This window comes from Psychrobacter immobilis (assembly GCF_904846175.1).
Lineage (GTDB): Bacteria > Pseudomonadota > Gammaproteobacteria > Pseudomonadales > Moraxellaceae > Psychrobacter > Psychrobacter immobilis_E.
On the sequence record NZ_CAJGZM010000001.1, the window covers coordinates 553,541 to 570,573 of the forward strand.

At 43.4% G+C, this 17,033-nt stretch carries 8 protein-coding genes; 4 read left to right on the forward strand and 4 right to left on the reverse strand.

Annotation, left to right across the window (positions count from 1 at the left end):
- Positions 1-412 precede the first annotated feature (412 nt).
- A complete protein-coding gene (locus JMW39_RS02260; protein ID WP_201543385.1) occupies positions 413-1,840 on the reverse strand; it encodes a lipocalin family protein in 1,428 nt (475 codons plus the stop codon).
- Positions 1,841-2,380: 540 nt separating this feature from the next.
- Entirely contained in the window at positions 2,381-3,526 is a 1,146-nt protein-coding gene (locus tag JMW39_RS02265; protein WP_227679139.1) for an NUDIX domain-containing protein, read from the reverse strand.
- 248 nt (positions 3,527-3,774) lie between these two features.
- Between JMW39_RS02265 and hemP the strand changes: the two genes are divergently transcribed.
- Positions 3,775-3,933, forward strand: a complete 159-nt coding sequence (gene hemP / locus JMW39_RS02270; protein ID WP_227672156.1) for a hemin uptake protein HemP — start codon at positions 3,775-3,777, stop codon at positions 3,931-3,933.
- A 117-nt stretch (positions 3,934-4,050) separates the two neighbouring features.
- Here the strand turns inward: hemP and JMW39_RS02275 are convergent, their stop codons facing one another.
- Together JMW39_RS02275 and JMW39_RS02280 are read right to left on the reverse strand one after the other, a co-directional pair.
- Positions 4,051-9,060, reverse strand: coding sequence for a translocation/assembly module TamB domain-containing protein (locus JMW39_RS02275; RefSeq protein ID WP_201543387.1), 5,010 nt, complete (start codon positions 9,058-9,060; stop codon positions 4,051-4,053).
- A 99-nt stretch (positions 9,061-9,159) separates the two neighbouring features.
- A complete protein-coding gene (locus JMW39_RS02280) occupies positions 9,160-12,774 on the reverse strand; it encodes an autotransporter assembly complex protein TamA (protein WP_201543388.1) in 3,615 nt (1,204 codons plus the stop codon).
- Positions 12,775-13,081: 307 nt separating this feature from the next.
- On the opposite strand from JMW39_RS02280, the gene JMW39_RS02285 reads away from it, so the two are divergent.
- From JMW39_RS02285 to JMW39_RS02295, 3 genes are all read left to right on the forward strand, one after another.
- Positions 13,082-14,422, forward strand: a complete 1,341-nt coding sequence (locus tag JMW39_RS02285) for an MFS transporter (RefSeq protein ID WP_201543389.1) — start codon at positions 13,082-13,084, stop codon at positions 14,420-14,422.
- A gap of 270 nt (positions 14,423-14,692) precedes the next feature.
- Entirely contained in the window at positions 14,693-15,337 is a 645-nt protein-coding gene (coq7, locus tag JMW39_RS02290; protein ID WP_201543391.1) for a 2-polyprenyl-3-methyl-6-methoxy-1,4-benzoquinone monooxygenase, read from the forward strand.
- Between the two features lie 242 nt (positions 15,338-15,579).
- Positions 15,580-16,728: a tetratricopeptide repeat protein gene (locus JMW39_RS02295; RefSeq protein WP_201543393.1), complete on the forward strand. Its 1,149-nt coding sequence runs from the start codon at positions 15,580-15,582 to the stop codon at positions 16,726-16,728.
- The last annotated feature ends 305 nt before the right edge of the window (positions 16,729-17,033 follow it).

Below are 17,033 nucleotides of genomic sequence, written 5' to 3' on the forward strand. Positions count from 1 at the left end.
TATGGTCAGTAATTAGGTAATCAGTAAAGTATGAAGAAATATAAATAGATAGGTCATCATTCAGTTAAGTAATGATTCTAAAACGATAACGCTCGACTGTTGCTTCGATGGTTATGGTCACCGTTTTTATCAGCATAGTCTTTAGATAAGGGGGATTTTAGCCTAAAATGCCTTATTTTGCTAGTGATAACCGAATTCGCCGCGTTTATGAAGCAGATTATTAAAATATAGCCTGCTTGTTAAAAATAAAGACAGCTAAACTTGCTGTCCCATTTTTGATGAGCCAAAAACGCTGTAGAAATCTGATGAATATAAAATATTTAAGTAGCTGTCAGTAACAGACTATTAATAACGAAATACTAATAACTAACTATTAATAATCGATAATTGGCCTTCATAACTAATAGATATTCTATGGCACCAATTTCACTGTCTGATTGGTCTGCGGCGTAAGTTTGAACTCTTTTAAATCATAGCCCTGCTGTTGAGCAATCTGGCGGTATTTTGCATAGGTTTCTTGACTCACATTTGGCGAACGCGCTAGCAACCATAAATAGTCTTTATCCGGCGTACCAACCAACGCCGTTTTGTAGTCTGCATCACGCGCCAGTACCCAATAATCCGCGCGACCGACAGGCAACCAACGAATCCAAGAAGGTAAGAAAGTAACTTTTAATTTGCTGCCCGTCGGATCAGCTGGTTTGGCTAAGCCTTCAGCTACGATATCTGAACCGTCTTGCGCTTTACACTGGTTAATTACTTTGATGCCTGAGCCATCTGTTTTTTCAACATAATTCGCGGTCACATCACTGGCGCAATTGCGCTGGAAATACATTGGCAAACGACCTATCTCATACCACGTGCCCGCGTACTTTTTAAGATCAACGCTATCTACTGTAGTTGGTACACTTGCAGACTTATGAATGATAGCACTCGGCTTGATGGATAATGTCTCTGTGCTGGTTTTATCCGTCGTTGCATTAGCGGTCACATTAGCTTTAGCCGCAGTAGTGACGGGCGGCGTCGCCGCATACGCTGAGAACGCCGCCAATGGAATAATAATCGCTAAGGCAATACCTGTGTGCTTGATAAGTCCATTCATAAATATACGCTCCGGTATCTCTGTTACAGCTGCATCGATAGTGTCAGCAGAAAGATAGTTTTTTGCTTTAGAGTCACTGGTTTTGGTTTTATTCTTTCTAGTCAGGCTATCTTTCGTAGCTATAGCATCTGCCTGTCCTTCTACCATATCATCTTCAACAGAGTGCAGCTTTGATGATTGTGTATCTACCTTTAAATTTTCATCAATATTAATATCAGTCGTTTTTGTCACTTTTTGATAGCTATGGGCTTTTTTATATCCATGATTAATCCGTGGACTTTGCGAGTCTTGCGAGCTTTCAGCACTCTTATTATTTTTATTGTGTCTAGCAACATTACTCGTGCTCGGCTTGCTTTTCATATTGCTAGTTTCAATACCAATAATGCTTCTAGCTTTATGATTGCTATTCTTAATCATTGCAGACTCTGTTGCCTCATGAAGGCTTTTTTTAACGCTTTTGTAGCCAAAATAGCTGTCATGTGTTGACGTATCTGTCACCAAATGGTTGGAGTGTTCGTCGTTAGCACTGTCATAGTGTTCATAATGATAGCTAGCGTCGTTGCTGGCGTTACCAGTCTCTGACGGCTTATCTGTCTTTAGATGGCCTTTATTCATCTGGCCTTTCTTAAGATAGTTCTTTGTAAGATGGTGCTGACTTGGCTGGCTAGTCTGCTGCGATTGAGAACCAGCTGCCTGAGAATCAGACCATGCTGATTTAGGTAACTTATTGGTTTTCATAGGAGTACCATTTATTAATAAGGATAGTTAAAAATTCTTTATTAGAAAAGTATCAAATCACTCTCAATAATCACTTTAAATATAAAAGCGCAAAAACTAAATACGGTTATAACCGCATACGCTATAAACTTTTATACGCTATAAATTCTAAGAGGCACTGCCTAAATGTCATAAGTACATGACAATAAGAAGCTGTTTTTAGAAACCTATTTTGGAAAATAGCTGCCAAATAGATATATAACAAACTAATTCAGTGCCTTTGATAATTTGACAGTTCATATTAATGGCAAAGACGCCATGAGAACAGTGTCGCAATGTAGGGAAACGCAACGGTTTGTAAGTAATTCTACATTTATCTGATAGAACTAACACATAGTTACTGATTGTTAGAACAGTATTGAAATCAGTGTTTTGTAATCCTCTAGACTACTCATTTAAGCTGCCTTACACCCTGCTCTAACCCCTTACCTAAAAGGCGTTTTCAGTTAATCAACCATGATAAGAATGGTCAAAACAATAGTGTAAAAGCCATTCGATGTATTACTCGAAAAACTGCCTAATTCCAGCAACAGCAACACCGCCATACTGCTCCGTTTGTATGCTCATTACTGGTGATAAACCGCCCAAACCTATCACTGGCATATCTGCTAATTTTGCTAATTCTGACCATTCCTGCCAGCCAAGCGGCTGAGTGTCAGGATGAGTTTGGGTTGCTAAAACAGGTGACAGGAAAATACCGATGATGGGTGGTAATTGCTCCTCTAGACGCACATGCGCCAACTTATTAGCAGCATCAATACTCTCAGCATCATGACAACTTACAATCAGTGGATAGCTTAATAAATGGTCTGAATATATGCCGCAGTGCGATACATTGTTACTCTGATGAACATCGTTATCGGCATAACTTGAGCACTGCATAAGCTGCGTCTGGGTTAAATGCTTTGCTACAATCTGGCGGTTTATGTTTATGGCTTGCTTATGCGCTGCGTTGCTTTCAAATTCAGTAGGCACAATCGCATGGATATCGGGTCGCAAGCTTAATAACTGCTCTATATTCTTATCTGAGTCCATGGCTTTTGGTCGGACATAAACCCATGCGTCATGCGCTAAGTGCACCGCATGATACTGTAACCATGCAGCTGCTGGATCAGCCGCGTCACCGAAGTGTGCCAATGGATAGGTAATTGCTATCTGTTGTGGTAAGCGCAACCATTCAAGAATGGTTTTATTGGCCGCAGGCAGATGGTAATCTCCTGCCAGTAACTTCGATTTATCTACCCAAGTTAGTATCTGCCCCTCTAAACCTTTATGACGGTGTTTATACTGTTCATACTGCTGCGCGCTCAGCGCTACCCTATAGACCTGTAAGCAAACCTGCTTATCACCATAGTCATGATGCAGGCGCCCAAGCTTTACAGCACTATTATTAGCGATATCAATGCCCGTTTCTTCGGCGGCTTCGCGTCTCAGCGCTTGCTTAGCCGTTTCGTCACCCTCTATCTTGCCTCCTACGAACTCATAACGGTTACCTTGATGTTGTGAAGCGTCTCTAAATCCTAGCAAATACTGATTATCATGATAAATGACTGCCACTGCAACATTGACGACTGTTATTGCATTCGTATTGCTCATCGCGTTCTTATCTGATGAATGTTCTATCGAGGTCATTATTTGACTTGCCATCTTAGTGCCCTTTATCAAAATATTTATGGATGCATTTATCGATATTTTATTATCTTGATTGATAGTTTTTAGAGTATTTATAGCCTTTGTAAATAAGGCTTTATATAAGTTTACATAATAACTGTCATTTATTTTATCAAATAGCTTGCAAAAGCTCTCAATGTAAATGATAATTATTATCGTTAATAACTTACTTTATATCACTATATTTAATTCAATTATTTTATCAAAAGGAATTTATTATGAGCATGGTCATCTCTCGTTATTTAAACTGCCGCGAAAATCGCTTACCTACGCTACAGTCACAGCATTTATTTGCACTGACTAAAGAAGTGCGTATCGAGCATGAAGGCGAAGAATACCGCTTACGCTTAACGCGCAACAACCGCTTAATTTTGACCAAATAGATAGACTGTTCACCGCATAAAAAAACGCCTTTACTAAAAGGCGTTTTTTATTGGATTAAATTAACCGCTAACTATCGACTTACAAACGGACAGCTAGACGATTAGAGCTTTAGAGCTTTAGAACTGCCAACTATAAACCACATCGACTGCATTCTCCGCCGCCGAGGTTGCTTCTACATAGATCCGACGCGTCAGCTGATAACGGATAGATAGGCTATTTTGGGCATTAAACACACCGACACCATAGCGGATATATAAATCAGGGGTGACATAACCGGTGACATTGACGTTGGTGTCCTCACTACTGCCTGAAGCGTCAACGGTCAGGCTTTGGAAGCCAAACGCTTGACCTATCTGGTTGGTGAGATTGCGTGTACCACTAAGCCCAAAGCTTAAGCCTGCCGCCGCAAGGTTATTGGTCACCTGCGATTTAAAGCCTTGCTCACTGATTTGGGTGGCGCTCTTATTATTAATACGACCGGTTATCAAGGCATTCATCGCTTGCTGCTGGGTAAGACCGGCATTATTAAAGACGATAATATTTGGATTTTCTGTATTGCCTTTTACGCGCACGCCGACTGTTTTACCGCTAATGGTTTTAACCGCCTCGATACTCAGATTGGGTTTCATCACATCGCCATTAAAACGCACTTGACCATAATTGAGCTCTAGACTCTGACCAAAGGCATTGATATTGGTACGACGAGAAACCTGCACCACACCTTTGGCGCGCATAATGCCCGTGCCATTTTGTGTGACATTAATCGCCCCTGCTAAAGGAATCACGGCACCAAAGCCACGGAAATTAATATCATCGCCCAAGTCGATACCGATATCGGCGTTGATTGACCAAGGTTTTGAGATAGCTAAAACCTCATCAATATTACCAATCAAACGACGATCAAGGACGACCGCATCTTCGGTTTGGGTAATGATGTCTTCACTGGCTTCTGGTGGACGAATGGTTGCTGACGGCACACTGACCGCTCCAGTGATATTGACATAACGGTCACCCGGACGCACGATAATATCGATATCAGGATTAATCTCAGCCAATAATAATGGCGGCTGGGTTAATACCAAACGCTCACCAATAATACTTAGCTTGGCTTGTAGCTTTTGTTGCCAATTCACCGTACCGGTCAGTTTACCTGTACCGGTACCACTATTAAAGGTGCCGTTGATAGTTGCCTGCGTTCCACGAATTTTGCCATCGACATTAACTTTTCTTAAGTTAATAGGCAAATCAAGCATCGCAATACGGCCGTCAGCCAATTTTACATCACCATAAAACTGCGGCTTATCAAGCGTACCACCCAAGCCACCTGCCATGGTGATATTACCTTCGAGCACCCGCATACCGGGGAAGAAAGGCTTAAATATCGCCAAATTAAGCTCATTGAGCACCAGTGCACCCGAGATAGGTTTTGGCGTTTTATAAGGGTCAACGATAACCTCAGCATAGCCGCGCGCACCGCGACCGGTATTGATGTCCGTGCGCAGCTTGATACCTTCAGGGACCGACAAAGCAATAACGGACACGCGCTTATAAGGCAAGGTAACAGGCTGACTGTCGCCATCTTGAATCAAGCCGATTTTGCCGTTGTCAGAGTACAGTGTAGTATTAATCGTCGGCGGACGACCACGTTGCCAACCGAAGATGGCTTTACCATTAATTTTCGCTTGCCAATCAATATCTTTGGGTAAAAAGACTGAGAATAGCGATGTATCCAAATTTTGTACGGCTAAATTGACTTGACCCGCGGCGGGTGAAGCAATTAGATTCTCACGTAAACACAGCTTGCCCGTTTGGTCGCTCGCTTGCCAACAGTGAGCGGCAAGCTGCACTTTTAAGTCAGTAGAATTATTACCTTGTTTTTTGGGTAGATTCACAATCAATTGCGCAGGTTGTAGTTGATTTAACGTCGCATATTTCGATTTGACTCGACCTTTACCAATCACCCCTGACCAACTGAGCTTATCGCGATTAAAGCCACCTTTGAGCCTAGCTGAGATATCAAGCTCATCATTCGCCACCTCAAGATTGACCACATGCGCCTGCTCAGTGCCATTAAAGGTCGCATTAACCTTTTTAAAACTTTGTCCTGCCGCATCCAAACCTTCTGCGCTAATAATAAGCTGACTTGGGCTATTGGCCAAATTGACGAGCTTACCGCGGATACGCCCTTGACGCAAAATAAAGCCCGGTAGCGCTAGACGCTCACCAACCAAGTCAATATAAATCGTGGGCAGCGCTTGTCCTGCTGGCTGCGATAAGGTCGCGCCGCCCGTCACTTTGCCAGCAAGCTTATCTGAGAGCTGGTCGAGACTGGTGATATTAATCTTAGCTTGTAGCTGCTTAGCATTGCCATTGGCTGTGAGGTAGTTATCGCCCCAACGTAGCACTAAATTATTGGCATTTAAGCTATCAATTAGCGCATTGACTTGTTTATATTGCCCCTGTGCATCTTGTGCTTGTAAGCGTTTGAAATAACTGCCTAAGTCTTTTGGCAGACGCATTTTCGCGGCTAGACTACCTTTAGCACTTAAGGGCTTGCCTTTTAACATACCACTTAAGTTAACTTGTTTAATATTAATGATTTGCTGATTGTCGCTCCAGCGCCCATCAGTATCGATGCTGCCAGTAATGGTACTTGGGATGTCTTTAAAGAAATAGCCCAAGTTAAAGCGATTCATCACCGCATTGATATCCCAAGCAATCCCTTTACGCACATCAACCGTACCATTGGCATCGATACTGCCTGCCGCGCCGACATGGCGGAAACGCTTGATACGAATCAGCTGGGCGTCACCACTGGCATCGATGGTAAGTTTACCAGCTGGCAATTGCTCAGCGTCTAATACACCATCAAATTTTACCGCAAAGTTTTTAATCTTACCCTTTGCATTAGGATTATTTTTTGGCGGCGTTTGCCACACGCCGCTGGTTTTTAAATCACCAGTGATAATGGCGGCGTTATTCGGTAAAAAATAGCCAAGATTAAATTTATCAAAGCGGCCATCGACCGTCCAACCGATATTTTGACGTAAATCAATAACACCGTTTGCCTTTACTGCGCCGGCTTCACCGTTATAGTTAAGTTTACGGATACGAATCAGCTTTGGCGTCCCAGCGGCATCAATCGATAAGCTGCCTTTTGGCACATCAGCGGTATCAATGTGACCATCAAAACGAGCATCAAAAACAGATAGCTCACCGCCGATAATATCGACGCTGGCATCACCGCTGCCCGTGATACCGATAGCGCGGCTATCTTGGCTAGCATCAAGGTTTACTTGCAGATCGGTATTGTTAAAACTGATGATATGACGCTGACCTTTGACGCGGTTTTTACTGATATTGAGCATGCGCCCGCGTGCATTGATACGTCCTGTTAAGCGCTCAAGTGGTAGATCACTACGATATTTTTTGGGTAGTAAACCTGTGGTACGCGCATCAACCTGCCACGTTAGCGGGCGTTTTTTGCTCGCCAGTTGAATCTGTCCAGTACCAGATAAATCGCCTACTATGCCTTTATAATTAAGACGATTAATATCGATGACGTCGCCTGCTTTACGCACACGCACATCGTAGTTGCCTTTAGGTGCGACATTTAGCTCATTAATCACCGCCTTGCCATCGACCGATAAGTTTGAACCGCGCATAACAACAGCGGCTTGCCCGCTTGGGCTGTCGATATTACCGATATTAGGCACATTACGACGTACAAGATTTTGCCATTTAGCATCGATATACCAAGGCGTTACTTGTTTAGATTTAGATGTTCTGCCACGTGCTAAGGGTTTACCCTGCACAATATTGGCATTGATATGTTCACCATCACGCTGACGCAAATCTGCATCCATCTCTAGATTACCAGTTTTATTTTTATGCTGATAATGTACGGATAAGCGACCATTGAGTTTTTGCGGGGCATACGCTTTAAAATCCGCGTAATCTTTAGGAATCACGCGACGAACATCAAAATTACTGCCCGTGGCGCGCACTCTTGCATCAAAGCTACCCTTCCAGTCTAAAATACCTTGTAGCACCAAGTTGCCGGCTGGCACCTGCGCATCCAAGCGATCAATGCGCAGTTGGCTATTGGCAATGATAGCGCGACCTTGATAATGCCCAGAGGGGATATCTTTGGCGGTCAATTCGGTATTAATACGCAGACGTATCTCTGGGATAACACCCGATGCCGTCGCCATACCACTTTTTAGGTGGATATTTTGGCTGTCGGCATACGGGATAATAATATCATCCCACTCAAGCTTCGCCTGAAATGGCGAATCCTTATCCAGACCCTGCACCACAAAATCGCCACTGACATCGCTGTCGTTATAGCGGCTACGCACTTTACCAACGGTGCGTTTAAGCGTGCCGGTTGCAGTGATATCTAATGGGTCAATATAAGCCTGTCCTAGCGCGCTTACTTCAGCTATGGCACTCAAATCTAAAGGATAATCACCTTGTAAATCCGCATATCCTTTTAGAGCACTGACCTTAACGATATCAGCGTATTGTAATTTACCGCGACCAACCGTTACTATACTACCAACCCACGTCAAATCATGCGCCTCAATATCATGCACAATGATAGGGTCTTTGGTAACTTGTTTATAAATGATGGTTTTTACTTTTGCTTGATCAAAACGCAAATTGACCGGCAAACTAAGGGTTCGATAATCGAACGGCTCGCCGGTTGGCGGTTTGTTATTGATAATCTCAATGGTTTGGATATCTGCATCGCGCAGGTGCACTTCTTTGGCAAATACCGCGCGCCAGCCAATTTTGACATAAGCCTTATCGACCAATATCTCAAGGTCTTCGTTTGCCTTGATATCGATATCAGTGACCCAAATACCATCGCGCAGATTGCCGCGTCCATATTTGAATTTAATACCCGTCTCAGCGCTGATTTTTTCTAAAACGAACTTGGTGCCTGATTCAGTGCCGACCGCATACAGAAAAACGGCGAACATAATCGCTAATACGATAACAATAAGCACCATCAATTTGAGCAAAAAAGACAGTGGATACCAACGTCTTACGGCGCGGGCGTCACGTTGTGCTGGATCTTCATCCGAGGGCTTGTTTGGCAGGATATTTTTAGTCGACATGACACTCAGCTACGTTAAAGAATGATTACCAGCATGCGCTAGGATAAAAAATAGTACTGTACTTAATATTACAGTTAGGACTGTTTTGCTGCTTACTGCTTATAAAGGCGAGCCGATAAAAAGATGCAGTCTAACCGGAATGCTGTCTTCTGTCACACCCGCAGCCACATCGACACGCACCACGCCGACCGGCGACGCCCAACGGATACCAACACCGACGCCAATTTTGGTATCTGTTTCAAAGTCTTTATCATAAGCATTACCGACATCGGTGAAAAATGCCCCGCGGAAACCCGGTTTAAACTCATAGTTATATTCGGCACTACCAACGGCAAGGATTTGCCCGCCGGTCAAATAGCCTTTATCAATCGGTGATAGGCTTTCGTAATCATAACCGCGGATACTTTGGTCGCCGCCAGCAAAGAAGCGTAGTTTATAAGGCACTTCGTAAAAGTCATCGGCCCAAATATAACCGGTATTTAAACTACCCAACACTTGGTGTTTGTTATCAGTACCGAAACTATAAATACCGCTGACGCCCGCGCGTACTATCGCCAAATCGGTATCGCTCAGAGCGCTTTCTGAACCTGCCTCAAGCGAATAATACTGGCGGAACCCACGCATAGGATTGGCGGGATTATCAACGTCTGTCTTACTCATGCCGTAACCAAATAACAAGGCTTGCTGAGTAGGTTTAGAGGAAGTAAAGCGTACCGGAAGATTGTCTAACTCATCCTCATCCACGCCGGTCTCTAGCTCATCTAAACGGTAGCGCACAGAGTAACTACGATCCCAGCCGTTTTCACGGCGGATATTACGTGCCAATGCGGCTTTTAAGGTTCTGGTAGATAAGTCAAAATTACCTTCGCCTTGGTCGATGACCTCTTCTTCATAAGTCAAACGCGCATCCAACTTATCATTCAAAGGGTGCTTCCATGGTCGGCTGGCGTAAAGGGCGACGTTCTTGGTGATACGTGATACTTCGGTTTCTGCGCCTGCTTGATAGCCTTTACGATTGAGCAGATTATAATCTATCTTGGCGGTTGCACGTACGCCAGTATCGGTGCCATAACCTAGACCGACTTGAGCATCACGCGGTTTGTTCGCAGACACAAAGACATACAATGGTACTTTTTTATTTTCTAATACGTCTTGCGGCGTTTTACGTCCAGCAAGCGTTGGCGGTACAAAGTTTTCATCAGCAAGAATGCTTTTTTCATCAGGAAAAATTTTCTGCGCAATGTTACTAATAGAGTCACTGATTTTACCTAAAATACTATTGGCTTCTTGGTCTTTTTCGTCCAATACCCGATCATTCGGCAAACGGCTTAGACGTTCGGCTTTTTGTTTAATGGCTTGCAGCTTAGCCAGTGTTTCTTCATCAGCCTCAAACTCAATCGCAGCAATGTCAGCTGGATTGACACTATCGCCACTAGTGGCGTAGCGCTCGCCATCAGCTTGAGTCATGCCATCGCCATTTTGCCCCGTATTATTTATGTCGGCGCCATCATCGGTATTATCAGTACTATTGCTATTAGGTGAATTATCAAAGGCTAAAGTACTGCTTTCACTGCGTTCATCTGGTGGCAAAATCGACTCGACGTTGACGGTATTAAAGTAACGGGTCGCTGATAAATCATTACTAAATTTGGTCACCGCCGGACGATAAAACGGATCGCCTTCTTTAAAGCCTACTAGCTGATGTAATAATGACAATTCTACCGGCAGTTTTTCAGGGTCACGCGTCAGCGTACGTGATTCTTGGTCATAAGTAAAAAACACCACTTCATCAAATTCATAGCGCTCACCAGTATTGTAGACCAGCGATACATCGGCGGTATTGTCCGGCAAGATGATATCAACCGATTTATTTAGCCAATATTGATCAAAGTAACCATAGGTATCACTAAGTGACTCAAGCGCCGCTTTACTGTCTTTATAAACTCGGTGATTAAAGATATCACCCTCTTGTGGCGGCAAGTCTTTTTCAAGCGTGGCAAATTCTTCTTGCTCGCTACCTTCGCCGCGAATATCAACAATACGGCTATCAACGCGTACTGGTTCGCCTAACTTCTCAATAATGACATCGATAGTATCGCTATTGGTTTGGCGCAAACGTAAGGTCACATCATAGTACCCAACGGCTTTGGCGGCATCTAATGCGCTTTGGCGTAGACGCGGTAGTGCGGCGGTAAAATCGACTACAGACTGCACCGTAGTCTCATCAATCGCAGCTTTGATATTCTTAAAGGGTTGAATATCATCATCGGCTTTGGTTAATGTTGGCTTAAGGTTTCTGGCATTGTTTGGCGCATTGTTTTTTGTACTATTGTTTTCACTATTGTCGCTTAAGTTATCCGCCGCCGCTTGTTGCAGATAAACTGTTGTTTCTACGTGCGGTAGCGTTATCACACCGCCATTAAATAAACGATTATAAAGACGCTTAACGATATTGCCTTTCTTATTGCGCGCCATAGTTTTAGGTTTTGCCGCTTGTTCGATACTTTCTTTTACCGCGTTAATATCGTTTTCGTAATTCGGTAAATAATCATCAGGATTGATGCTGCCTGACTGGGCATTTTCTACATCATCGCTATCCGTTTCTACACTGGCACTGGCGTTAGTGTTGGTACTGGTACTACTATCGCCATCACTAATAACCGAATCACTGACGTTAATAGGACGCGACATCACATCGTCAGTCTCTGCCTGTTTCGCAGCCGTCTCATCTCTACCTAAGGTATCAAGATTGCTTGGCGCTGCTAGATTGGTGGTATCCAATCCCACGTCCAGCCCAATCGGCGGCGTGCTATCGTCCAACCTTGCTACAGGTGCATTAAACGCTTCACCAAATGCTTGAAAATCGCTGTCGTTACGACGCATGCCATTGATATTACTAACGCCATTACTCTGATTAATGCTGTCAATATCTTGAGCGTTTTGCCTATCCATTGCCGCCAGCTCGCGATCAATCTCGTCAGGCGTCATCATCTGATAGCCTTGTTGCTGCACGATATTGACTTGCTGTTCTAAGTTTTCATTGCTATCAAATGCTTGGTTGTTGCCTAGACTATCTATGCCATTACCGATAGTATTAGCAAAATCACTAACACTAGCAATATCATTATTTGATAACTGGGATTTATCGGTGTTATTTGCTTGCGTAGTAGAATTTTTGTTAGGATTTTTAATGCCTAAGTTCTGCTCGCTATAATCATCCAATACCGATTGATCGATAACACCTTCTTCAACGGCTTTTTTTAGACGTAAGGCATCCAAAGCGATATCAAGCTGCCTATCTTCATAGGCATCTTTAGAAAATGCTCGTTTAGACGAGGACTGAGCCGAAGAATTAGAAGGCGGTTTTGGCGTTGTTGGCTGCGATTGAAGTTGCGGCTGTGCAGTGGTCGTATCACTTTCGCTATTTTCGATGACTTGGCTGCTGTTCGGGCTATTGACCGTATTATTGTTTAAATCAGTAGCGGCAAAAGCGACAGGCGCCATACCGATACTCACCCCAAAACCAACCAAACTGGTGGTCAACGCCCTAAAAATCGCCGTACGCGTAAAGTAAACGCGCGGACTATCGATACGATGGGTGCGATTAACGTAACTAAGATGAGCAAGTTTAGCTGTGCCCTTTGACATGTCTGCCGATGTATCACGCAACATAACCGATGAGTTGTGCGCTAGAGTTGAAGGCTGATGTTTCATATTTATTTCCTATCACCTCACGCGGCACAATTTGACGAGTCTTACCGGTGAATAAAAGTAGAGCAGTTAACTGAAATTATTGGTTTGGGCAGCTAAAATTTACAAATCATAACTTAGTTAATTATCAAATCATAGCATCGGGCGCATGTATTTTTACCAAAGCCTTGCTATTATACGGCTTAACATTGATAAAACCTATGCTATATTTCGATAAGTTTTTGATACCATTAACAATTGTTTATATATCAATGACTGCGTTTTACCTTGCTCTCACCATACTAGTTGCGACCCATCTGTAGGAATTTTCATGGCCAATCAGTTTCAATTATTTAAGCGCCGCCGTTTTAGCGCCATGTTTTTTACCCAGTTTTTGGGCGCGTTCAATGACAATATCTTTAAGCAAGCGCTGATACTGGTGCTGACTTATACCGCTGCCAGCCAGTTGGGTATGGAAGTCAGTATTTTAAACAACTTAGCGGCGATGTTGTTTATTTTGCCGTACTTTTTATTTTCGGCATTGGCAGGTCAAATCGCCGATAAATTTGAAAAATCAAAACTGACGCGATTGATTAAGTTGCTTGAAATATCCATCATGGTTATTGCCGCCATCGGCTTTGTCTTTGAATGGTATGCACTATTATTTGTGGCGCTGTTTTTAATGGGTGCCCAATCGACGTTTTTTGGTCCGATTAAGTATGCGTATTTACCGCAAGCGATGAAAGAAGATGAGCTGGTCGGTGCCAATGGTCTGTTTCAAATGGGTACCTCGCTTGCCATCCTGCTTGGTATGATTATCGCTGGGGTATTGACCCAGATAACGCAGCCGCTATTCTGGATCAGTGTGACCGTACTAATCGTCGCGGCAATAGGCTATTTTGCATCTCGTTTTATTCCAACCATGCCAGCGATGCAACCTGACCTGAAGATTAATTGGAACATCTTTACTACTAGCATGGCGACAGTGCGCTATTTATACTCGCTGCCTTTTTTATTCTTTGTCATCCTTGGTAATAGCTGGTTTTGGTTTTACGGCGCGACGTTTTTGACCCAAACCCCAGAGTTCAGCAAAGTCATTTTACATGGCGACGAGTCAGTGGTTATTTTTCTATTAACGCTGTTTTCAGTCGGCGTCTCGATTGGTTCTCTGCTTTGTAAATCATTGACCAAAAACCAAGTCAGCCTGCGCTTATTGCCGTTTGGTATCGCTGGTCTCAGCATCTTTGCGATTGATTTATATTTTTCTTTGTCAGGACTCAATATCAACGTTAATACAGAAGCGTTACTCGGTATTAGCGACTTATGGGGTATGAGCGGTAGCTGGCGTGTGTTTGCCGACTTATTCTTTTTAGGTTTTAGCGGCGGTTTATATATCGTGCCTTTATATGCTTCTATGCAAGCTTATGCGCCAAAAAGCCATCGTGCGCGCATTGTTGGTGCCAACAATATCTTTAATGCCATCTTTATGGTCAGCTCGGCGATTTTTTCGATTGTGGTGTTAAATACGTTAGGTATGACCCTACCGCAACTGTTCTTAGTAACGGGCATATTGAATCTGGTTTTTGGGGTATTTTTATACCTGAAACTTAATAAACATATCAAACAAGCGGTCATTCAAACCCATGATGATGAACGTAATCGACACGATTAGGTATTCAAGTCATCTAAACAAGCCATCTAAATTAGCAACACTGCAAGATGCTATTATAAGTGAATCATCAAGCTGATAATTTTGCTGCTGACCGTCTATATTGTTTGTTATAGTTGTTTGTTATAGTAAGACTCATCAGCAATCAGCAAACTGCTAATAGACAGTGCTTACTACTCGTGCAAACTTGCTATTTTAAGCGAATTTCAACTGGCTTAAAAGCCGTTAATCATAGAGCATATTTATAATATACATAGCCATCAGGAGTGAACCATGGCGCAGCGTCCCTTATCAAAAATTGACCATTTATTACTGGGGGTAGACAAGGCATTACGAGCGGTCGTACCGCATTCAAATCCTAGCACTCGCCCGCTGCCCGTGAGTAGCGACGAGATTCCTGAGCTGAGTATCACCGAGGCGCGGCATGTCGCAGGCCTGATGCGTATCAACCATACTGGCGAAGTATGCGCGCAAGGGCTGTATCACGGGCAAGCGTTTGCGGCAAAAGATAATAATGTTAAACAAGCCATGCAACAATCCGCTGCAGAAGAGGTCGATCATCTGGTGTGGTGCGAGGTACGTTTGGATGAGCTTGGCAGTCATCCTAGTATTTTCACGCCATTATGGTATGGCATGTCATTTGGGCTTGGGGCGGTAGCAGGTGCTATTTCTAACGAGTTTAGTTTGGGCTTTGTCGCAGAAACTGAAGCGCAAGTCAGTGAGCATTTGCAAGATCATATTGGACAATTACCACCACAAGATAAACGCTCAAGAGAAATACTGGCGCAAATGGATATTGAAGAATTACACCATCGCGAATTGGCACTGGCCAATGGCGGCGCGGCATTGTCACCGCCGGTACGTTATACCATGCGCTGGATGGCCAATCGCATGAAAGCCACTGCTTATCACTTATAAGCGTTTATCGTCTATAATAGTATTTATTATATTGGGCTAATTCTCTGTCATAACGGCTAGCGATAGCGAGTTATTACCTACTTTTAACAATCCTACTACTGTTAGCACTCCAGTTAATTTGCTAGGGTATTAAAAATTTGTACGATTTTGCGGAAAAATAAGACATAACGAGCAATTAATGGATTATTAGATAACGATTCAATAAACAAAATGATTATTAAATAAATAAGGTAACTATTTTTATGAAAGCCATCAGCCAACCAAATACATCTAGCAAAGCGCCGAAATTTGCAACCCTAACCGCATTAGCCGCGGCCTGTGCCATGATGCTATCGGCGCCTGTGAATGCAGCTGAAGAAGCTGTTACCGCTGCAGCCTCTACTAGCACATCAGTGCCTAGCGCAATCGATTCCAGTAAACGGGTAATTCGCTTAGCCAAACCAAATGCGGCTGTCAACACTGCTCAACCCGATGTACGGGCAAATACGGCGGCTCAAAATAACGCTCAGCAGAATGCCATTCAACCAAATAACATGGCGCAACCTACGTTTTCTCAAGCGGGTAATACTCAACCAAACCGTGCGCCTTTGAATACTACAAACATTGCCCAGCCACCAGCCGTACCGACGCCGGATACGTCAGAGTTGACTGGCACGACGCGTGTTTATGAGCGTGGTCCAATGACCGCAACGGGTATTGATTTACGTAGCGGTCAGCTGCCAAATATCCCAGCACCGCAAGTGAATATCTCAGATATAAGCTTTGTACCGACCGTGCTAATATCGCAGCAACAAGGACTTGGCACCGATAAACTGGACGTCAGCTTACTCGATGAGTTTATTAAAGAGGTGTCGCCAAATGCGCGCCATTATCCGCCAAACTTTCCTACCCGCACCCAACGTCATAACGCCCGTGAAAAAATAAAAGTCATGACCGAGTGGATTGAACCGTATGCCAAAGCACCAAATGCTTCATTTGATGTCTTGATTCGTGCTGCTAAACTGAATGGCATGGGACGTAACTTAGACTTAGGCTCAGAATATACGGTACGCGGCGGACAGTATGTCGATCGTGCGATCAAACTGAAGCCTGATAGCGGTGAAGCCAATTTCATTTACGGCATGATGCTCTCAGAAGGTGGCGGCTTTAAAGAGGGTCAAAAGTACCTTGATCAAGCAGTCAACCTCGGCTATACCGAAGCCGAGCAAAGCTTAGCGCAATCGGACGTACTGAGTGATCGCCGCGACAAAGCCCTAGAACGCTTGCGCCGTTTAGAGCAGAAAACGCCTAACAATGCGATGATTCGTCAACAAATCAAACTTGTCGAAGACGGTAAATTCTATATTTGGGATATCCCTGCACCAGACGTCAATATCAAACCAAGTACCTAGTTAGGTAATCGTTATTTTTAGAAACCAGTTATTTAAGGTTAATAATTTAGACATTTACCGCATAACTAAGATAAACACCAAAAAGCGTGCTGAATTATTGCTAGCAATAATTTAAGCGCGTTTTTTTATGCCTAATACAAACGTCAATCTTATATTAATGACTGACTCATTTATCATCAGCTTCTCACTAAACTAGCAATTTTCACTCATTAGCCTATAATCTTTTATTCCTAAAATTTTTTATTTCTATAGCTTATTAATTGAGAGCCTGTTAATTAGAAGTTCCTTGATTAAATATCTCCTCA